17 protein-coding genes are annotated in these 19,568 nt (G+C 62.5%); 12 read left to right on the plus strand and 5 right to left on the minus strand.

Features of this window, described 5'->3' with window-relative positions:
- Positions 1 to 102: 102 nt before the first annotated feature.
- The 5 genes from ACG97_RS03875 to ACG97_RS03895 all read right to left on the minus strand — a co-directional run bounded on the left by ACG97_RS03875 (position 103) and on the right by ACG97_RS03895 (position 5,276).
- A complete protein-coding gene (locus ACG97_RS03875; protein ID WP_047966019.1) occupies positions 103 to 1,593 on the minus strand; it encodes a TRAP transporter large permease subunit in 1,491 nt (496 codons plus the stop codon).
- Positions 1,590 to 2,141 carry a TRAP transporter small permease subunit gene (locus tag ACG97_RS03880; RefSeq protein ID WP_047966020.1) on the minus strand — a complete coding sequence of 184 codons (552 nt, stop codon included), beginning with the start codon at positions 2,139 to 2,141 and terminating at the stop codon, positions 1,590 to 1,592. The genes ACG97_RS03875 and ACG97_RS03880 overlap by 4 nt, the downstream gene beginning before the upstream one ends.
- A gap of 134 nt (positions 2,142 to 2,275) precedes the next feature.
- Entirely contained in the window at positions 2,276 to 2,848 is a 573-nt protein-coding gene (locus tag ACG97_RS03885; RefSeq protein WP_047966021.1) for a hypothetical protein, read from the minus strand.
- Positions 2,849 to 2,853: 5 nt separating this feature from the next.
- Positions 2,854 to 3,363: a C40 family peptidase gene (locus ACG97_RS03890; protein ID WP_047966022.1), complete on the minus strand. Its 510-nt coding sequence runs from the start codon at positions 3,361 to 3,363 to the stop codon at positions 2,854 to 2,856.
- Positions 3,360 to 5,276 (minus strand): ATP-binding cassette domain-containing protein, encoded by a 1,917-nt coding sequence (locus tag ACG97_RS03895; RefSeq protein WP_047966023.1) that lies wholly within the window; start codon positions 5,274 to 5,276, stop codon positions 3,360 to 3,362. The genes ACG97_RS03890 and ACG97_RS03895 overlap by 4 nt, the downstream gene beginning before the upstream one ends.
- Before the next feature lie 144 nt (positions 5,277 to 5,420).
- On the opposite strand from ACG97_RS03895, the gene ACG97_RS03900 reads away from it, so the two are divergent.
- From ACG97_RS03900 to ACG97_RS03955, 12 genes are all read left to right on the plus strand, one after another.
- Positions 5,421 to 5,783, plus strand: coding sequence for a hypothetical protein (locus tag ACG97_RS03900; RefSeq protein ID WP_047966024.1), 363 nt, complete (start codon positions 5,421 to 5,423; stop codon positions 5,781 to 5,783).
- Positions 5,784 to 5,794: 11 nt separating this feature from the next.
- Positions 5,795 to 6,244 (plus strand): protein YgfX, encoded by a 450-nt coding sequence (locus tag ACG97_RS03905; protein ID WP_047966025.1) that lies wholly within the window; start codon positions 5,795 to 5,797, stop codon positions 6,242 to 6,244.
- 6 nt (positions 6,245 to 6,250) lie between these two features.
- A complete protein-coding gene (gene folC, locus ACG97_RS03910) occupies positions 6,251 to 7,519 on the plus strand; it encodes a bifunctional tetrahydrofolate synthase/dihydrofolate synthase (RefSeq protein ID WP_047966026.1) in 1,269 nt (422 codons plus the stop codon).
- A gap of 9 nt (positions 7,520 to 7,528) precedes the next feature.
- Positions 7,529 to 8,284 carry an SPOR domain-containing protein gene (locus tag ACG97_RS03915; protein ID WP_047966027.1) on the plus strand — a complete coding sequence of 252 codons (756 nt, stop codon included), beginning with the start codon at positions 7,529 to 7,531 and terminating at the stop codon, positions 8,282 to 8,284.
- A complete protein-coding gene (locus ACG97_RS03920) occupies positions 8,281 to 8,772 on the plus strand; it encodes a CvpA family protein (RefSeq protein WP_238377248.1) in 492 nt (163 codons plus the stop codon). The genes ACG97_RS03915 and ACG97_RS03920 overlap by 4 nt, the downstream gene beginning before the upstream one ends.
- Positions 8,773 to 8,844: 72 nt before the next feature.
- The gene (gene purF / locus ACG97_RS03925) at positions 8,845 to 10,389 is read left to right on the plus strand and encodes an amidophosphoribosyltransferase (RefSeq protein ID WP_047966028.1); all 1,545 of its coding nucleotides are present in this window, start codon (positions 8,845 to 8,847) and stop codon (positions 10,387 to 10,389) included.
- A gap of 89 nt (positions 10,390 to 10,478) precedes the next feature.
- Entirely contained in the window at positions 10,479 to 11,660 is a 1,182-nt protein-coding gene (locus ACG97_RS03930) for an O-succinylhomoserine sulfhydrylase (RefSeq protein WP_047966029.1), read from the plus strand.
- Between the two features lie 192 nt (positions 11,661 to 11,852).
- Positions 11,853 to 12,488, plus strand: coding sequence for a TetR/AcrR family transcriptional regulator (locus ACG97_RS03935; protein ID WP_047966096.1), 636 nt, complete (start codon positions 11,853 to 11,855; stop codon positions 12,486 to 12,488).
- Between the two features lie 34 nt (positions 12,489 to 12,522).
- A complete protein-coding gene (locus tag ACG97_RS03940; RefSeq protein WP_047966030.1) occupies positions 12,523 to 14,976 on the plus strand; it encodes an acyl-CoA dehydrogenase in 2,454 nt (817 codons plus the stop codon).
- A gap of 84 nt (positions 14,977 to 15,060) precedes the next feature.
- Positions 15,061 to 15,450 (plus strand): acyl-CoA thioesterase, encoded by a 390-nt coding sequence (locus ACG97_RS03945; protein WP_047966031.1) that lies wholly within the window; start codon positions 15,061 to 15,063, stop codon positions 15,448 to 15,450.
- Between the two features lie 155 nt (positions 15,451 to 15,605).
- On the plus strand, positions 15,606 to 16,988 hold the full coding sequence (locus tag ACG97_RS03950; protein WP_047966032.1) for an OmpP1/FadL family transporter: 1,383 nt from the start codon (positions 15,606 to 15,608) through the stop codon (positions 16,986 to 16,988).
- A gap of 198 nt (positions 16,989 to 17,186) precedes the next feature.
- On the plus strand, positions 17,187 to 19,562 hold the full coding sequence (locus ACG97_RS03955) for a 3-hydroxyacyl-CoA dehydrogenase/enoyl-CoA hydratase family protein (RefSeq protein ID WP_047966033.1): 2,376 nt from the start codon (positions 17,187 to 17,189) through the stop codon (positions 19,560 to 19,562).
- Positions 19,563 to 19,568: the final 6 nt, after the last annotated feature.

Here is a 19,568-nt window from a genome sequence, read left to right on the forward strand (position 1 = left end):
TGTGTCCCGGGCGATACGTGCCGCCAGAGGATGTTGTTGGTAATGCGCTTACGCTTTGGTGAGCGAGGCATGTTGCCATTGGCATCATGCCTCGCTTGCCGCTTATTGGCCAGTCAGTTCCTTGAGCAGCGCGTCCGACTGCTGGCTGTCGCTCTCGGCGGCGGAGGTCTCGCTGGCCGGGATTTCGATACCCTGCGGCAGGTCGCTGCTTGGTGCCGTCTCCATCTGTTGCATGATCGACGCCGCATCGTCGGCGTTGGTCTTCACCTCGGCGTGCAGCGAGCCGGTAACCAACCCCGGGAAGGCGATCAGGGCGCCGACCATGATCAGCTGCATCACCACGTAAGGCACCGCGCCCCAGTAGATCTGCGTGCTGCGCACTTCCTTCGGTGCCACGCTGCGCAGGTAGAACAGCGCGAAGCCGAACGGCGGGTGCATGAAGGAGGTCTGCATGTTCACCGCCAGGATGACGCCGAACCACACCAGGTTGATGTCCAGGCTCTGTGCCACCGGCGCCAGCAACGGCACCAGGATGAAGGCGATCTCGAAGAAGTCGAGGAAGAAGGCGAGGAAGAACACCATGATGTTGACGGTGATCAGGAAGCCGGTAGCACCGCCGGGCAGGCTGGTGAGCAGGTGCTCGACCCATTTGTCGCCGTCAACGCCGAGGAAGGCGATGCGGAACACACGGGCGCCGATCAGGATGAACACCACGAAGGTGGACAACTTGACGGTGGAATCCATCGCCTGCTTCAGCAGCGACATGTCCAGACGGCGGTTCATCATCGCCAGGATGATGGCGCCAACCGCGCCCATGGCGCCGCCCTCGGTCGGGGTGGCAATACCGAGGAAGATGGTGCCCAGTACCAGGAAGATCAGCAGCAGCGGCGGGATCATCACCAGCACCACACGCTTGCCCAGTGCCGCGCCGCGCAGGGTGCGGGCTTCCGGTGGCAGCGCCGGTACCCACTGCGGTTTCACCATTGACACCATGAAGATGAATACGGCGTAGAACACGCACAGCAACAGGCCGGGCAGCATGGCGCCGGTGTACATGTCACCGACCGAGGTGCCCAGCTGGTCCGCCAGCACGATCAGCACCAGCGACGGCGGGATGATCTGTGCCAGCGTGCCGGAGGCGGCAATCACGCCGGTGGCGATGCGGGTGTCGTAGCCGTAGCGCAGCATGATCGGCAGCGAGATCAGTCCCATCGAGATCACCGAGGCGGCCACCACGCCGGTGGTGGCGGCCAGCAGCGCGCCGACGAAGATCACCGCGTAGGCGATGCCGCCGCGCATGGTGCCGAACAGCTGGCCGATGGTGTCCAGCATGTCTTCCGCCAGCCCGGAGCGTTCCAGAATCAGCCCCATGAAGGTGAAGAACGGAATCGCCAGCAGCGTGTCGTTGCGCATGATGTCGTAGACCTGATTGGGCAGGGCCTGCAACAGCTCGGGGCGCAACAGATCGAAGTGAATGCCGATCCAGCTGAACAGCAGACCGACAGCGGACAGGGCAAAGGCAACCGGGTAGCCGATCAGCAGGAAGAAGATCAGCGATACGAACATGATCGGGGCCATCAGATCGAGACTCATACCGGCTCCTTGTGCGGATCGTTGGACTTGATGGCCGGATTGGGAATCAGGCCCTGCAGGAAGGCAACGCGCTTGATCAGCTCGGACAGGCCTTGCGCCATCAGCAGCGCAAAACCGACCGGGATCAGCAGGAACACCGGCCAGCGCACCAGGCCGCCGGCGTCGGACGACATCTCGCCGCTGTTCCAGGCGTCGATGAACATCGGCCAGCCGAAGCTGATCAGCAAGTAGCAGACCGGCATCAGGAACAGCAGGGTGCCGACAATGTCGACCACGGCCTGACCTCGCTCGGATAGCTTGCCGACCAGCAGGTCGATGCGGATGTGTTCGTTCTTTTGCAGGGTGTAGGCGGCTGCCAGCAGGAAGATGGCAGAAAACAGGTACCACTGGATTTCCAGCAAGCCGTTCGAACTGATGTTGAACAGTTTGCGCACCACAGCGTTACCCGCGCTGATAAGCACGACCACCAGGACAAGCCAAGACGCAGCCTGACCGATGCGTGCGTTGATCGCGTCGATAAGACGCGACAAGGCAAGCAGCAATTGCACTGTTTTCTCCTAATGTGTTGTGAGGCTCTGTGGCCTTGTTCTTTTGCGGCGCTCTCCAACGCCGCCACCGTCTAGCGGTGTGTGCCTATAAGAGCATAGTCATTTGCCCTTGCAAAGCGGCATGACATAGGGGATTACCCTTGCTTGTGCCAGCCTAGGGTCAGGCGCAGGTGGTCAGGCGGGGTGGTGATGGACTTCAGTTGCAGGTGGCGGGCGAGGGATTGGCCGGGGAAAGACTGTTCCTGCCAGCGGGCAAACGGTGGCAGTTGGTCGAGATGGACGACGATGTGTTGCGGCTGAATGTCGAGGAAAGCCAGCTCTGCGGCCAACCTTTGCAGCAGGTGGCTGCCGAGGCCGGCATCCAGCGCTGTCAGCAGCAAGGTGCCGAGCGCGCGCCGGATCAGGCCGCTGTCGTGCGGCGTGCCCTGCAGGCGGTAGTGGATCAGCAGGGTACGCCTGGGCCAGTCGAGCTCGCCGAAGTGGAAGAATAATTGCAGGCGTGCGCGCAGCGGCTGTTGTATGTCCAGCTCCAGTACGCTTTCCTTCGGCTGCAACTGCAGGGCGACGACCCGCAGTTGCTCGCTGTCGAGCTGCTGTTGCAGGCCAGTCAGCAGCAGCGCCGCCGGCAGCGAGGCGCCGTCGCGGTGCAGTTTTGGCCGCAGCGACTGCCACTGTCGCCAGCGCTGCCGCCATGGCGCGGTGCTCATGGTGCTTAGCCGAACAGGGTGCGCGCACCCTCGAAGCGGCTGGCAAAGTAGCGGTTGTCCAGCCGGTCGACGCGGATCACGCTGTTGCTGCGCGGCGCGTGCACGAACTTGCCGTCGCCGATATAAAGTCCCATGTGCGAGAACGGCCGGTTCATGGTGTTGAAGAACACCAGATCGCCGACCTGCAGCTGGTGGTTGCCGATCGGCCGCGCCAGCGCCGCGATTTGCGCCGCATTGTGCGGCAGCCTGATGCCGGCGGCGTGCTGGTAGATGTAGGCCACCATGCCGCTGCAGTCGAGGCCGGCCTCCGGGTTGCTGCCGCCGAACTGGTAGTCGATGTCGAGCAGGCTCAGGGTGTAGAGCAGGATTTCGCGGCTGACGCCGTCGGCCTTGAGCGCGGACAGGTTGCTGGCCGCCGGCGGGCGCGGCTTGGGCTTGAGCGCGGTTTTCGGGGGAATGCTGGCGCAGCCCGCCAGCAGGACGAGTAGCAAGAGGGTGGGCCAGCGGCGGGTCATGACTGTTTGCTCTCCAGGATTTCCCAGCGTTCGAGTTTTTCCAGCAGCAGCAGTTCGATCTCCTCGATGCGCGCCTGCCACTGGCGCGCGTCCTGCGGCGCGTCGCGGTACACGTTCGGGTCCAGCAGTTTCTGGTTCAGCTCGGCCTGCTCGCCTTCCAGCGCCGCGATTTCCGCCGGCAACCGTTCCAGTTCGCGCTTTTCATTAAAGCTCAGTTTTTGCGTGCGGTTGCTGCGGTCGCGCTCGGCCTTGGCGGCCTCGACGTTGGCCGCAGCCTCCTTGCGCAGCGCCTCCGGCTTCAGCGCCGCCATGCGCGCCTTGGTGTCGAGCCAGTCCTGATAGCCGCCCGGATACTCTTCCAGCTTGCCGTTACCCTCGAAGGCGATCACCTGCGTCACCACGTTGTCGAGGAAGGCACGGTCGTGGCTGACCAGGAATACGGTGCCGTTGTACTGCTCGATCAGTTCTTCCAGCAGCTCCAGGGTGTCGATGTCGAGGTCGTTGGTCGGTTCGTCCAGCACCAGCACGTTGGCCGGGCGGGTGAACAGGCGCGCCAGCAGCAGGCGGTTGCGTTCGCCGCCGGACAGCGATTTCACCGGGCTGCGCGCGCGCTGCGGCGAGAACAGGAAGTCTTCCAGATAGCTCATCACGTGTTTGCGCTGACCGCCGATTTCGACGAAGTCGTTGCCCTGGCTGATGATGTCGGCGACGCTGGTCTCTTCGTCCAGCTGGGTGCGGAACTGGTCGAAGTAGGCGACCTCCAGCTTGGTGCCACGCTTGATGCTGCCGCTGTCGGCTTCCAGTTCGCCCAGGATCAGCTTCAGCAGCGTGGTCTTGCCGGCGCCATTGGGGCCGATCAGGCCGATCTTGTCGCCGCGCAGGATGCGGGTGGTGAAATCCTTGATCAGTTGCTTGCCGTCAAAACCCTTGCTGACGTGTTCCAGCTCGGCCACCAGTTTGCCGGAGCGTTCGCCGGCGTCGAGCTGGAAGTTGACCTGGCCGACACGCTCGCGGCGCGAGGCGCGTTCGCGGCGGATCTGTTCCAGACGGCGCACGCGGCCCTCGTTGCGGGTGCGACGCGCCTCGATGCCCTTGCGGATCCACACCTCTTCCTGCGCGTGGAACTTGTCGAACAGGCGATTCTGTTCTTCCTCGATCGCCAGCTCCTCCGCCTTGCGCACCTGGTAGGCGCTGAAGCTGCCGGGGTAGCTGCGCAGGATGCCGCGATCCAGTTCGATGATGCGGGTGGCGACGTTGTCGAGGAAGCGACGGTCGTGGGTGATCAGCAGCACGCTGCCGCTGAAGTTCTTCATCAGCCCTTCCAGCCACTCGATGGCGCTCATGTCCAGGTGGTTGGTCGGTTCGTCCAGCAGCAGCACGTCCGGGCGCGAGGCCAGTGCGCGCGCCAGCGCCACGCGTTTTTTCCAGCCGCCGGACAGGTCGCTGACCAGCGTGTCCGGGTTGAGGTCGAGGTGCGACAGCGTGGTGCTGATCAGTGCGTCGAACTGCCAGCCGTCCCGTGCTTCCAGCTCCTGCTGGATGTGGGTCATGCGCGCCATCACCTGCTCATGGTTGGCCGCAGGGTCGGACAGCTGCTGGGTGATGTGGTGGTAGTCGGTGAGCAGCTGCTGCAGCTCGCCCAGCCCCTCGGCCACCGCCTCGAACACGGTGTGGCCCTCGCTGAACAGCGGCTCCTGCGGCACGTTGGCGACCTTGAGGTCACCCTGCTGGTTGATGCGGCCGTCGTCGAGCTTGATGCTGCCGGCAATCGCCTTCAGCAGCGACGACTTGCCGGCGCCGTTGCGGCCGATCAGGCCGACGACTTCGCCGGGCTCCAGCGAGAAATCCACTTTGTCGAGCAGGGCGTGGTGACCAAAGGCGAGGCAGGCTTTTTCTACGGTAATCAGGGCCATGATGGTATGCGGGAGGCTGTCTTCTTATTGCAATGGAGCGGATTGTAGCATGTGGCTGCATCGCCCTTCGCCTCAGGGGCGGTCGCTGTTACAATGCGCGCCAACCGAAGACCTGCGCTGCAGGTCAATGCGAAAGGATTTGCCATGTACTTTGTTGATCGCTCCGTTGCCGTTATCAAGCCCAAGGCCCCGTTTCTGGCGTGGCTGAATGCCGTACCGGACAACGACATGATCGAATTGTCGCTGGACGCGCTGCGTGCCGACTGCACGGTGATCCTTTTGCCCGAATTCGACGAGCCGGAAGAGGCGATCAGCCACATCGACGAAATGTACGACAAGCTGTTCCGCATTGAGCTGTCGTCGTGGTACGAGGACGAGGCGCTGTGGCCGCAGGACCGCTCGCTGAAAGCCTTCTGGGAGTGGTTCGATGTCGAGGTGCACTCCACGCTGCTGGACACCGTCGACGCCGACATCATGAATTCCCCGGTCGACGTTGACGAAGACTGACCGTCGCCGCGATGCACGCTAGCCGGGTCAGCCCCATTGCCGCCACGCTGGCGCCGTCACGCATTGCCGTCGCACTGGTGAGCGTGGCGCTGCTGATGCTGCTGGCGGCACTGTCCTTTCTGGAACGCGACCTCGCGCTGCTGGTGTTGCTGGCGGCCGCGGGCTGTGGCTGGCAGGTGCTGCGCCAGAGCGGCATGTTGCGGCCAACCTTTGACGGCTTTGCCGTCGACATGCGCGGCGTGCTGCAGCTGCAGCAGGGCGGCCGGGCCTGTCGTGTCAGCCTGCTGCCGGCCAGTATCGCGTTGCCGCTGCTGGTGGTGCTGAGCGTGAGCGACGACAACGGCCGCCGCTACAAACTGCTGGTATGGCCGGACGCGGTGCCGACCGACACCCACCGCGCGTTGCGCGTCTATGTGCGCTGGTGCCGCGCCGCCGCCAACCCTGAAACTGAACGGATGTAATCAAGCATGGCAAGTTTTGACACCCTGAACGACTGGCTCTCCCATCTGGAATCGATCCACCCCGCCGCCATCGACATGGGCCTGGCGCGGGTCAGCGCGGTGCGCGATGCGATGGGCTTGCGGCCAACGTTCCCGGTGGTGCTGGTTGGCGGCACCAACGGCAAGGGCTCGGTCTGCGCCATGCTGTCCACCATACTGGAGCGCGCCGGCTTCAAGGTCGGCACCTACTCCTCGCCGCACATCCTGCGCTACAACGAGCGCGTCGCCATCAACATGCAGCCGGTCAGCGACGAGCGCATCGTGCAGAGCTTTGCCGCGATCGAGGCGGCACGGGGCGACACCACGCTGACCTATTTCGAGTTCGGCACCCTGGCGGCGATGCACACCTTCATCGACGAACAGGTCGATGTCGCGGTGCTGGAAGTCGGCCTCGGCGGCCGTCTCGACGCGGTCAACATCTTCGAGCCGGAAGTGTCGGTGGTGGTCAGCGTCGATCTCGATCACCAGGGCTATCTTGGCGACACCCGCGAGAAGGTCGGCTTCGAGAAGGCCGGCATCTTCCGCGCCGGCAAGCTGGCGATCTGTGCCGACCCCAATCCGCCGCAAAGCCTGCTGCAGCATGCAGCCAAGCTTGGCGCCGACCTCAGGCTGGTGGGCAAGGATTTCGGCATCACCCGCCTCGATCACCAGTGGTCGTTCCACATGGGCGAGGTGCACCGCCACGCCCTGCCGGTGCCGGCGCTGCGCGGCGAGTACCAGATGATCAACGCCGCGGCGGCACTGGCGGCGCTGGAAGGGCTGCGGCCGCTGCTGCCGGTCGGCATCGGCGCCATCAAGCGTGGCCTGCTGGAAGTCGACTGGCCGGGCCGCTTCCAGGTGCTGCCGGGGCGGCCGCTGACCATACTCGACGTTGGTCACAATCCGCACGCCGCGCGCGCACTGGCCGACAGCCTGAAACGCATGGCCTACGCGCAGAACCGCTTTGCGGTGTTCTCGATGCTGTCGGACAAGGATCTGCCGGCGGTGGTGGCGGCATTGAAGGACGAGTTCGACGAGTGGTTCGTCGGTGGTCTGGATATGCCGCGTGGCCAAACTGCCGCGGCATTGACAAGCCAGCTGCATGCACAGGGCGTGGCCAAGGTGAAACCGTTTGCCAGCGTCGCCGATGCGTGGCACGCGGCTTTATCGGCGGCAGGGGAGAATGATAGAATCGTGGTCTTTGGATCATTCCATACCGTCGCCGAAGTGATGGCCGCGAAATCCACTCACGCCTGAGGACGCCAGATGTCTCTTTCCGCACACGATGAACTGCTGATGCTGCGCAAACGGGCGCGTCGTCGCCTGGTCGGCGCCATCGTGCTGGTGCTGGTGGCCACCACCGTGTTGTGGAATGTGCTGGACGCGCTGCCGGAGCAGGAAATGAAGCCGGAACAGGTCGAGATCTCCGGCCTGCCGGCCTCGGCGCCGACGCCGGCCCCTGTTGCACTGCCGCCCGTGGTGGCCTCGGCGCCGCAGGAAACCGACATCCTCGCCACGCTGCCGCCGGAAGACAGCGTGCTGGCACCGCCGCCCGCCGCCGAGGCCAGCCGTCCGCCGGCTGTCGCACCGGTTACCCCGGCTGTCGCTCCGGTCGCGGTGGTGACACCGCCTCCGGCACCGAAGCCGGCCGAGCCGAAACCGGTGACGCCGAAAGTGGCCGACAAGAAAGCCGAGCCGGTAGTCGCGGAGAAAAAGGCGGCGCCGGATCCGGCGGCGATTCTGGAAGGACGCGAGGCGGAAGCGCCGCGCGCGGCCACTACCGCGCAGACTGCCGAAAAATACCAGGTGCAGCTGGCTGCGCTGTCCGATGCGGACAAGATCAGCGCGCTGAAGCAGCGCCTGTCCGCCGTCGGCGTTGCCGCCCGATTCAGCAAGGTGCAGACCAGCAAGGGCGAGGTGACACGGGTGCGTGTCGGCCCGTTCGGCAGCCGTGCCGAAGCCGATGCCGCGTTGCGTAAACTGGAACGGGCCGGCGTGTCGGGCATTATCGTCACCAAATGATGCTGACGGCTCTTGACTGGCTGATTCTTGCCATCATCTTAGGTTCCATGGCCGTGGCGCTGTTCCGCGGGCTGGCCGCCGAGCTGCTGTCGCTGTGTTCGTGGCTGCTGGCATTCTGGGTGGCGCGCAGTTTCGCCCCGGATCTGGCCGGTTTCATGCCCTTGGGTGGTCAGGGTATACAGCTGATTGCCGCCTTCATCGTGCTGTTGCTGCTGACGTGGCTGGCAACGGCGCTGTTTCGCGTGACCCTGACCGCACTGATCGATGCGGTCGGTCTGGGTGGCGTCAACCGTTTTCTTGGCGTCGTGTTCGGCCTGGCCCGTGGCCTGCTGCTGGTCACGGTGCTGGTGATGCTGGGTGGGATGAGTACTATGCCGCAACAGAGTTTTTGGCACGACGCCTTGCTGGTGCAGCCTTTCGAGACGGTGGCGATGGCTGCCCGACCGTGGCTGCCGGATACGCTGGCGCAAGCGGTGCACTTTTTTTAGCAGTACCAAGAGGGGTGATGGCGCGATCCGCTGTCACCCCTTGTTTTTACTCGTGTAGTCTGGGGATGAGCTATGTGTGGAATTTTGGGGGTGGTGGGTCAGTCACCCGTAAACCAGCTGTTGTATGACGGTTTGCAATTGTTGCAGCACCGTGGTCAGGACGCAGCCGGGATTGTTACGGCCAATGGCAAGACCTTTCACATGCACAAGGGCAGCGGCTTGGTGCGGGACGTGTTCCGCACCCGCAACATGCGGTCGCTGTTCGGTAATGCAGGCATTGGTCATGTGCGCTACCCCACAGCCGGCTCGGCATCCAGCCTGGCCGAGGCGCAGCCGTTCTATGTCAACTCGCCGTTCGGTATCGTGCTGGCGCACAACGGCAACCTGACCAATACCGACGAACTGAAGCAGGACATGTACCGTAATGACCTGCGCCATATCAACACCAACTCCGACTCGGAAGTGCTGCTCAACGTGTTCGCGCACGAGATCGCCGCCCGTGTCGAGAACGCGACGCTGACTGCGGATGCGGTATTCGGCGCGGTGGAGGCGGTGCATCGCCGCGTCAAGGGTGCTTACGCCGTGGTGGCGATGATCGCCGGTTACGGTCTGGTGGCGTTCCGCGATCCGCACGGCATCCGCCCGATGGTGATGGGTGCCACCGAGGTCGACGGCAAGGCCGAGTACATGTTCGCCTCCGAATCGGTGGCGCTGGACTGCTCCGGCTTCAAGGTGCTGCGCGACGTGCTGCCGGGCGAGTGCGTGTATGTCACCTTTGACGGCGACATGCAGGCGCGCATCTGCGCCGAAAACACCCAGCTGGCACCGTGCCTGTTCGAGTACGTGTACTTTGCACGTCCGGATTCGGTGATCGACGGCGTGTCGGTTTACCAGTCGCGTCTGGTGATGGGCGAGATGCTGGCCGAGAAGATCCGCCGCCAGTACGCGGACATCGACATCGACGTGGTGATCCCGATTCCGGATTCCAGCCGCCAGAGCGCGATGCAGCTGGCCAATGCACTGGGTCTGCCGTACCGGGAAGGCTTCATCAAGAACCGCTACATCGGCCGCACCTTCATCATGCCGGGGCAGGCGGTACGCAAGAAGTCGGTACGCCAGAAGCTGAACCCGGTGCCGCTGGAATTCGCCGGTCGCAACGTGCTGCTGGTGGACGATTCCATCGTGCGCGGCACCACCTCCAAGGAAATCGTGCAGATGGCACGCGATTCCGGCGCCAAGAAGGTGTACTTCGCCTCGGCCGCGCCGGCGGTACGCTTCCCCAACGTGTACGGCATCGACATGCCGACCCGTGCCGAGCTGCTGGCCACCGGGCGCAACGACGCGCAGATCGCCGCCGAAATCGGCGCCGATGCGGTGATCTACCAGGAGCTGGAAGCGCTGGAGCAGGCGGTGCAGAGCCTGAACGGCGAACTGAACGTGTTCGAGGCTTCCTGCTTCAGCGGTTGTTACATCACTGGTGACATCAACGAAGCCTATCTCGATGCCATCGAGGCGGCACGCAAGAAGGGCAAGGCGGCCAGCGAGCAGAAAGAGGAAGACAGCAGCAACCAGATGGTCGATCTCAACCTGAATGTTGCCGAACAAAACCTGATCTGAATTTCTATATAACGACAAGGGTTGGCTGTTGCGGCCAACCCTTGTTATTGTTGAAAGTCTTTCAGCCATAAGCCGTACGAGAGCCCACCATGTCGCGCGAAGACACCTGTCCCCCCTTGCATCCCGAGACGCTGGCCATCCGCGCCGGCCGCGAAACCAGCGAATACCGCGAACACAGCCAGAGTCTGCACCTGACCTCCAGCTTTACCTTTGATACGGCCGCACAAGCCGCCGCCATGTTCATGGGCGAGATTGAAGGCTACACCTATTCCCGTTTTACCAATCCGACCGTCAGCGCCTTCCAGCAAAGGTTGGCCGCAATGGAAGGCGGCGAGCGCGCGATTGCCACCGCCAGCGGCATGGCCGCGATCCAGGCCACCATGCTGACCCTGCTCAAGGCCGGCGATCACGTGGTGTCGTCGCAGAGCCTGTTCGGCTCCACCATCAACCTGTTCAACGGCATTCTCGGCAAGTTCAATATCGAGACCACTTATGTCGACGCCTCCGATCCGGCGGCGTGGCGGGCGGCGGTGAAGCCCAATACCAAGCTGTTCTTCCTGGAAACGCCGTCCAACCCGCTCACCGAGCTGGCCGACATCGCCGCCGTCGCCGATATCGCGCATGAAGCCGGTGCCTTGCTGGTGGTCGACAACTGTTTCTGTTCGCCGGCACTGCAGCAGCCGCTGCAACTGGGTGCCGATCTGGTGGTGCACTCCGCCACCAAGTACCTCGATGGTCATGGTCGGGTGCTGGGCGGGGCGGTGGTCGGTAACGACAAGCTGATCGAGCAGATCTACCTGCACGTGCGTACCGCCGGCCCGACCCTGGCCGCATTCAATGCCTGGGTGCTGCTGTCCGGTCTGGAAACGCTGCACCTGCGCATGGAAAAACACTCCGCCAATGCGCTGCAGCTGGCACGCTGGCTGGAACAGCAGCCGTCGGTGGCGCGCGTGTTCTACCCGGGGCTGGAAAGCCATCCGCAATTCGCGCTGGCGCAAAAGCAGCAGCGCAGCGGCGGGGCGGTGGTGTCGTTCGAGGTCAAGGGCGGGCGCGAGGCGGCCTGGCGAGTGGTGGACGCGGTGCAGGTCATTTCGCGCACCGCCAACCTCGGCGACGTCAAGACCACGCTGACCCATCCGGCATCGACCACGCACGCGCGCATCACGCCGGAGGCGCGCGCGCGCGCCGGCATCAGCGAGGGGCTGTTGCGGGTTGCCGTCGGTCTGGAACATGTCGACGACCTGCAGGCGGATCTCGCTAGAGGCTTGTAATAAAAAACGTTTGTTTCAATCGAACGGCAGTCTAGACTAAAGGCTGCCGTTTTACTTGTGATTACCGCGGGAGGCTTCAGGAATGCATTTCTTGACAGGCATCAAATTAAAACGTAAGTTTCAAACGCTTGTTCTAAAATCATGATGGACAAGGCGACGCAATTACTCAATCCGATGAAAGTGCAAGACGACATGGAAGTGAACAAACCCGATACCGCAACTCGGATTCTCGATGTTGCCGAGCGGCTGTTTGTCGAACATGGCTTCGAGGCCACCTCACTTCGCATGATCACACAGCAGGCTGAAGTCAACCTGGCCGCTGTGAACTACCACTTCGGTTCAAAGGATGCGCTGTTCGAATCGGTATTCATGCGCAGGATCGGCCCGTTTGTGGCTGCCTGTCTGGCCGAACTCGACGCGCTGGAACAATCCGGACAAGCCCTGACCGCCGAGGCGCTGGTACTGACCTTCATCAAGCCCTGCCTGATGTTGTCAAAAGACCCGACCAAGGGCGGGGCGCTGTTTGTCCGCTTGATGTCGCGCACGCTGGTGGAAAACCACCGCCTGCTGCGCGAGGCACTGAACCAGCAGTACAGCGTGTTTGTACAGCGCTATACCAGTGCCTTCCAGGCAGCTTTGCCGCAGTTTGAAACCGAAGACATTGCCTGGCGCATGCATTTTGCCTTTGGCGTGATGTTCAATGCCTTCGCCGGTAATGATGTGCTGAAGATCTTTGTCCGCAGTCAGGTGGTTTCCGCCCGTGATCCGGACATGGTGGTCAAGCACCTGGTGCCTTTCGTCGTAGCGGGGTTGACGGCGCCCGTCTGATTGACTCCACGAGGTCAACACGAGGGTAACCATAATGACATCTGCTATTGTTCTGATCCTGCTGCTCGGGGCGCTCGCGTATTTCCGCGCTCCCGTGCTGGCGTGGACTGTCGTGATCGCAGGCTGGCTTGCCAGCCTGCAGCCAGTCTGGGGCTGCCAGGTCCCGCTTGCGGTGTGGGCGCTGTTTGCCGTCATCGCGCTGGTGCTGAATCTGGTGCCGCTGCGCCGCGCCGTGTTCACTGGCCCGGTGTTCTCCGTCTTCAAGAAAATCACCCCTGCCATGTCGCAAACCGAGCAGGAAGCGATCAACGCCGGTACCGTGTGGTGGGATCGCGACCTGTTCTCCGGCAAGCCGGACTGGAACCGTCTGCTGTCCTTCCCGGACCCGAAACTGACTGCCGAAGAGCAGGCGTTTCTGGATGGCCCGACCGAGCAGCTGTGCAAGATGGTCGACGACTGGAAGATCACCCACGAGCTGAAGGACCTGCCTGAGGACGTGTGGCAGTTCATCAAGGACAACGGCTTCCTGGGCATGATCGTCAAGAAGAAGTACGGCGGTCTGGAATTCTCCAATTACGCGCACGCCAAGGTGGTGACCAAGATCGCCACCCGCGGCGGCACCGCGGCGGTGTCGGTGATGGTGCCGAACTCGCTCGGCCCCGGCGAACTGCTGCAGCACTACGGTACCGAAGCACAGAAAGACTACTATCTGCCGCGTCTGGCCAAGGGCGTGGAAGTGCCGTGCTTCGCGCTGACCAGCCCCTACGCCGGCTCCGATGCTGGCGCCATTCCCGACTACGGCATCGTCTGCCGCGGCAGCTACACCGATCCGCGCAGCGGCCAACGTTTTGACGACGTGCTTGGCCTACGCGTGAGCTGGGAGAAGCGCTGGATCACGCTGGCGCCGGTGGCCACCATTCTCGGCCTCGCGTTCAAGATGTACGACCCGGATCATCTGCTGGGCGACAAGGAAGAACTGGGCATCACCTGCGCGCTGGTGCCGACCGAGCACGAGGGCGTGTGCATCGGCCGCCGCCACTTTCCTGGCGGTGCCGCGTTCATGAACGGCCCGACCTGGGGCAAGGACGTGTTCATTCCGCTGGAGTGGATCATCGGCGGTCGCGATTACGCCGGCCAGGGCTGGCGCATGCTGGTGGAGTGCCTGTCGGTAGGTCGCTGCATTTCGCTGCCGGCGATGTCGGTTGCCTCCGGCAAGGTGGCGTCCTACACCACCGGCGCCTACGCCCGTATCCGTGACCAGTTTGGCCTGTCGATCGGCAAGTTCGAAGGTGTGGACGAGGCAATGGCACGTATCGGTGGCTTTACCTACCAGATGGAAGCGTCGCAGGATCTGGCACTGACCGGTCTCGATATCGGCGAAAAACCGTCGGTGCTGTCCGCAGTGCTGAAGTATCACAACACCGAGCGCATGCGCAAAACGCTGAACGACGCGATGGATATCCATGGCGGCAAAGCGGTGGTGCTGGGGCCGCGCAACTATCTGGCGCGGGCCTACCAGGCGATCCCGATTGCAATCACGGTGGAGGGGGCCAACATCCTGACCCGTTCGATGATCATCTACGGTCAGGGCGCCATCCGCTGTCATCCCTTCGTGCTGCGCGAGATGAAGGCGGCGATGAGCAATGACGCTGCCGAGTTCGACAAGGCCATTACCGGTCACATCAACTTCGTGATCAGCAACGTGTTCCGTTCGCTGTGGATGGGCCTGACCGGTGCCAAGCTGGTCGGCAGCCCGAAAGGTGGTGAAGTGGCCGCCTACTACAAGCAGCTGACGCGTTTCTCCAGTGCCTTTGCGCTGCTGTCCGACATGGCGATGTTCAGCCTCGGCGGTTCGCTGAAATTCCGCGAAAAACTGTCGGCGCGGCTGGGTGACATGCTGTCCAATCTGTACATCGCCTCTGCCTGCCTGAAGCGTTTCGAGCGTGATGGCGCGCCGAAAGAAGACCTGCCGGTGCTGCAGTGGGCTGTGGAGAATGCGCTGTACGACCTGCAGCAGGCGATGGATGGCTTCCTCGTCAACCTGCCAAGCCGTACGTTGGCCGCAATCCTGCGCAAGGTGATCTTCCCGTGGGGGCTGACCATGAAGCCGGCCAGCGACCACACCGGCACCAAGGTCGCGCGATTGCTGATGGAGCTGGGCCCGACACGCGAGCGCCTGACCCGCGGCATCTTCGCGCCGAGCGACGAATCGGATCCGGTCGGCGTGCTGGAGCCGGCGTTGAAGGCGATGCTGGAAACCGAACCGCTGGAACAGAAGTTGCGCAAACTGGGGCGTGATGGCAAGTTCAAGGCTGTCACCGCGCGTGAGCGGCTGGCGGAAGCGTTGCAGTCCGGCCAGATTACGCAGCAGGAGTTTGACGCCGTGACGCGCGCGCGCAAACTGAAGCGCGACGTGATCATGGTCGATGATTTCGACATGAAACTGGAGCAGCACGATGACAAAATGCTGCAGCGGCTGATCTTCTGATCGGCTAAACAATAAGGAGTCGGGCGGCAACGCCCGTCTCTGTCGATGGCACTCTGTCGACAGAGCGCCATCGAGAGAGACAACATGACCCCATCCCCACAGCAACAACCCGAAGTCGTCCGCGTGCCGGTGCTGCGCCTGCGTGCCGAGCCGCGCAGCACCAATGCCCACGGCCGTGTCCACGCCGGCTGGCTGATGTTCCAGATCGATACCGCTGGCGCCATCTGCGCCGAAAGGCTGGCCAAGGGGCCGGTGACGACGGTCGCGGTCAATGCCTTTCAGCTGACCAGTCCCATCCATGTCGGTGACGTGGTGTCACTGTATGCCGAGTGTTTCCGTCTCGGACAGAAGTCGGTCACGCTGAAGGTGACGGTGGAGGCGGAGCGCCTTGGTGGCGAAGTGGTGCCGATTACCGAGGTGATTGCCACCTACGTCGCCATCGATGCCGATGGCAAATCCAGAATCATTTCCTGAGTGCATTTGATGTGTTGTTTCATTGAAACGAATGTTTGGAACGAATGCTCGAAAAAGCTGGATAACAGCTTCGTCTCTAGGTAGTATCGGGCCAGATCGTCAATCAAACAGGCGTTCGGAACAGCATGAATAACAATGCACAGAGGGAATAACACATGAAACTGAAACACGTCAGCTTGTCCGTCATGATGATGGGTGCAACCACTGTTGCAATGGCTTCCGGCTACCACTTCGGTACCCAGTCGGTCAGCGCCCAATCCACCGCCAATGCCAGTGCCGCCGAAGCGGCCAATGCATCCACGATCTTCTACAACGCGGCGGGCATGACCAAGCTGGAGGGGACCAACTTTTCCGGTGCCTTGAACCTGGTTGCGCCGAATGCCAGATATAGCGACGCCAGTGCTACCTATCCGACACTGGCTGTAACACCAACGAATTCAACGGTCAAAGGTTCGACCAGTGGCAAGATCACTGAAGATTTGGTGGTGGTGCCTCAGCTGTATATGACACACCAACTGAGCGACAAAGTGACGGTTGGCTTGGGTATTTATGTGCCATTCGCTTCTTCCACCGAATATCAGCGTGATTCGGTGTTGCGTTACAACCTGAACTCTACCGAACTGACCACCATTGATGTCAACCCTACCGTGGCCTTCAAGCTCAATGACCAACATTCGGTCGCGGTCGGTGTCCTTGCCCAGCACGCCGAGGCAACCCTGCGCCAATACGCCAACTTCGGCTATGCGCTGGCTGGTGGCAACCTGGCGCTGCCGGGTTCGGTGGCCGGTAACGGTGCAGCCGACGGCTATGCCGATGTCGAGGGTGATGACTGGGGCTTCGGTTACAACCTGGCCTGGATGTGGGACATCAATGACAACACCCGCGTCGGTGTGAATTACCGCTCGGAAATCGAGCACACGCTGGAAGGTTCGGCCAAATGGACCAAACCGGCCGCTGGCTATGCTGCCTTGAATGCCGCCGGTTTTAAAGATTCGGAAGGTGCCAAGGTTGACATCACCACTCCCGAAGCCTTGTCCGTGCACGGTATGCACAAGCTGAACAGCAAAACCAATCTGTTCGCCGACGTAACCTGGACCAAGCACTCCCGCTTTGATAAAGCGTTGCTGGTTTATGAAAATGCAAAAACCGGGCAGGGCAACACGACTTACCTGACCCCGGCCTGGAAAGACACCTACAAGCTCTCGCTGGGTGGTTCCTATCAGTACACCGAGCCGCTACAGCTGCGCGCCGGTATCGCCTACGACAAGTCGCCGGTGCCGAATGATGACCGTCGTCTGGCGACCCTGCCGGACAACGACCGTATCTGGCTGTCCTTCGGTGGCAAGTACGACCTGAACAAGCAGTCCTCGATCGATTTTGCTTACAGCTACATCAAGATCAAGGATGCCAAGGCCAATGTGAACGGTACCTGCGTGGCTCAGGGGCAAACGACCTGCGTTTCCAGTCAGACCAAGGGCACCGTCAACTACAAGTCCAGCGCCCAGATCCTGGGGGTGCAGTACAACCACCGTTTCTAAGCCGCGAGGCTTTGCGGCCAACGTTTGACGTTGGCCGCAACAGGCACGGCGACCCAGTTGCCGTGTTTTTTTCGGGAAGTGCTGAACCATTATTCAGATACTGTGATTCAGCCGATCTTTCCCGTTGGATGGCTTACCCGGAATCTATAATCCGTGAAGCCGCAACCATGTTTGTTCGTTAAGACAACCGAGGAAACCATGTCTCAGACCAAGTTTATCGTACGCAAGGTCGCCGTTCTCGGCGCCGGCGTGATGGGGGCGCAGATCGCCGCCCATCTGGTTAATGCCAAGGTGCCGACCGTGCTGTTCGACCTGCCGGCAAAAGACGGCAACAAGAACGGGATCGCACTGAAAGCCATCGACGGCCTGAAAAAGCTCAAGCCGGCGCCACTGTCCAACAAGGATGCGGTCAACTACATCCAGCCGGCCAATTACGAAGACCATCTGCACCTGCTGAAAGAGTGCGACCTGGTGATCGAGGCCATCGCCGAGCGCATGGACTGGAAAACCGACCTCTACGCCAAGGTGGCGCCGCATCTGGGCGAGCACACCATCTTCGCGACCAATACCTCCGGGTTGTCGATCAACCAGCTGGCCGCCGGCGTGCCGGCCGAACTGGCGCCACGCTTCTGCGGCGTGCACTTCTTCAACCCGCCGCGCTACATGCACCTGGTCGAGATCATCCCGTGCACCGGCTCCGACGCCGCCATGCTGGACAACCTGGAGCGCTTCCTGGTGACCACGCTGGGCAAGGGCGTGATCCGTGCCAAGGACACCCCGAACTTCGTCGCCAACCGCATCGGCGTGTTCTCGATGCTGGCCACCATCGCCAACGCCGAAAAATTTGGCATCCGCTTTGACGTGGTCGATGACCTGACCGGCCCGCGCCTCGGTCGTCCGAAGTCCGCCACCTTCCGCACCGCCGACGTGGTCGGGCTGGACACCTTCGCCCACGTGGTGAAAACCATGGACGACACGCTGCCGAACGACCCGTGGCACGCCTACTTCAAGTCGCCGCAGTGGCTGCAGCAACTGATCACCGACGGTAGCCTGGGTGCCAAGACCAAGCGCGGCATCTACAAGAAGGAAGGCAAGCAGATGTTTGTCTTCGACGCTGCCAAGGGCGAGTACGTGGGCGCCGGCGAGAAGGGCGACGAAGCGGTCAAGGCCATCCTCAAGATCGAGAACCCGGCCGAGAAGTTCAAGCAGCTGCGCGCCAGCAGCCATCCGCAGGCGCAGTTCCTGTGGGCCTGCTTCCGTGACGTGTTCCACTACATTTCCTACCACCTCGGCGATATCGCCAACTGCGCGCGCGACGTCGACTTCGCCATCCGCTGGGGCTTCGGCTGGTCGGTCGGCCCGTTCGAGACCTGGCAGGCGGCCGGCTGGCAGCAAGTCGCCGGCTGGATCGATGAAGACATCAAGGCCGGCAAAACGTTGGCCGCAGCCGCGCTGCCGGCCTGGGCGCTGGAAGCCGACCGTGCCGGCGTGCACTTTGCCGATGGTTCCTTCGATGCCACCGCCGGCAAACTGGTCGGCCGCTCCACGCTGGACGTGTACCAGCGCCAGCTGGCCCCGGCCAAGGTGCTGGGCGAAACCGCCGGCCTGCTGGGCGAGACCGTGTTCGAGAACGAGGGCGTGCGCGCCTTCACCACCGGTGACGACGTGCTGGTGGTGTCGTTCAAGTCCAAGGCCCACGCCATCGGGCCGGACGTGATCGACGGCGTCAACACCGCCATCGACATCGCCGAAGCCCGCTTCAAGGGGCTGGTGATCTGGCAGACCGAAGAGCCGTTCTCGGTCGGTGCCGACCTGCAGTCGATGCTGCCGGCGTTCATGATGGGCGACTGGGATGCGATCGACACCATGGTGCGCCGCTTCCAGACCACCTCGATGCGCTTGCGCTACAGCCACATCCCGACCGTCGCCGCGACGCAGGGCTATGTGTTCGGCGGTGGCTGCGAATTCGCGATGCACTGCGACAAGGTCGTGGCCGCGCTGGAATCCTACGTCGGTCTGGTCGAGGTCGGTGTCGGCCTGCTGCCGGGCGGTGGCGGTTGCAAGGAGTTCGCGCTGCGTGCGGCGCAGAACGCCCAGGGCGACGTGCTGGCGGCACTGAAGGACTACTTCATGGCCATCGCCACCGCCAAGGTCGCCACCAGCGGCCACGAGGCGCAGGAAATCGGCTTCTTCCGCAACAGCGACAGCGTGGTGTTCAACGCCTACGAGCTGCTGTACGTCGCCAAGCAGCAAGCGCTGGCGCTGTATGAAACCGGCTACCGTCCGCCGCTCAAGGTTGTCGGCTTCCCGGTGGCCGGTCGCGCCGGTGCCGCCTCGATCAAGGGCCAGCTGGTGAACATGCTGGAAGGCCACTTCATCAGCCAGCACGACTTCACCATCGCCGCGCTGATCGCAGACGTGATGACCGGTGGCGACGTGGAGCAGGGCACGCTGGTCAACGAGCAGTGGATTCTGGATCTGGAACGCAAGGCGTTCATGACCCTGCTCAAGTCCAGCAAGACCCAGGACCGTATCGCCAACATGCTCACTACCGGCAAGCCGCTGCGTAACTGATACCGC

Origin of the sequence: Vogesella sp. EB, assembly GCF_001037925.1 — a bacterium.
Lineage (GTDB): Bacteria > Pseudomonadota > Gammaproteobacteria > Burkholderiales > Chromobacteriaceae > Vogesella > Vogesella indigofera.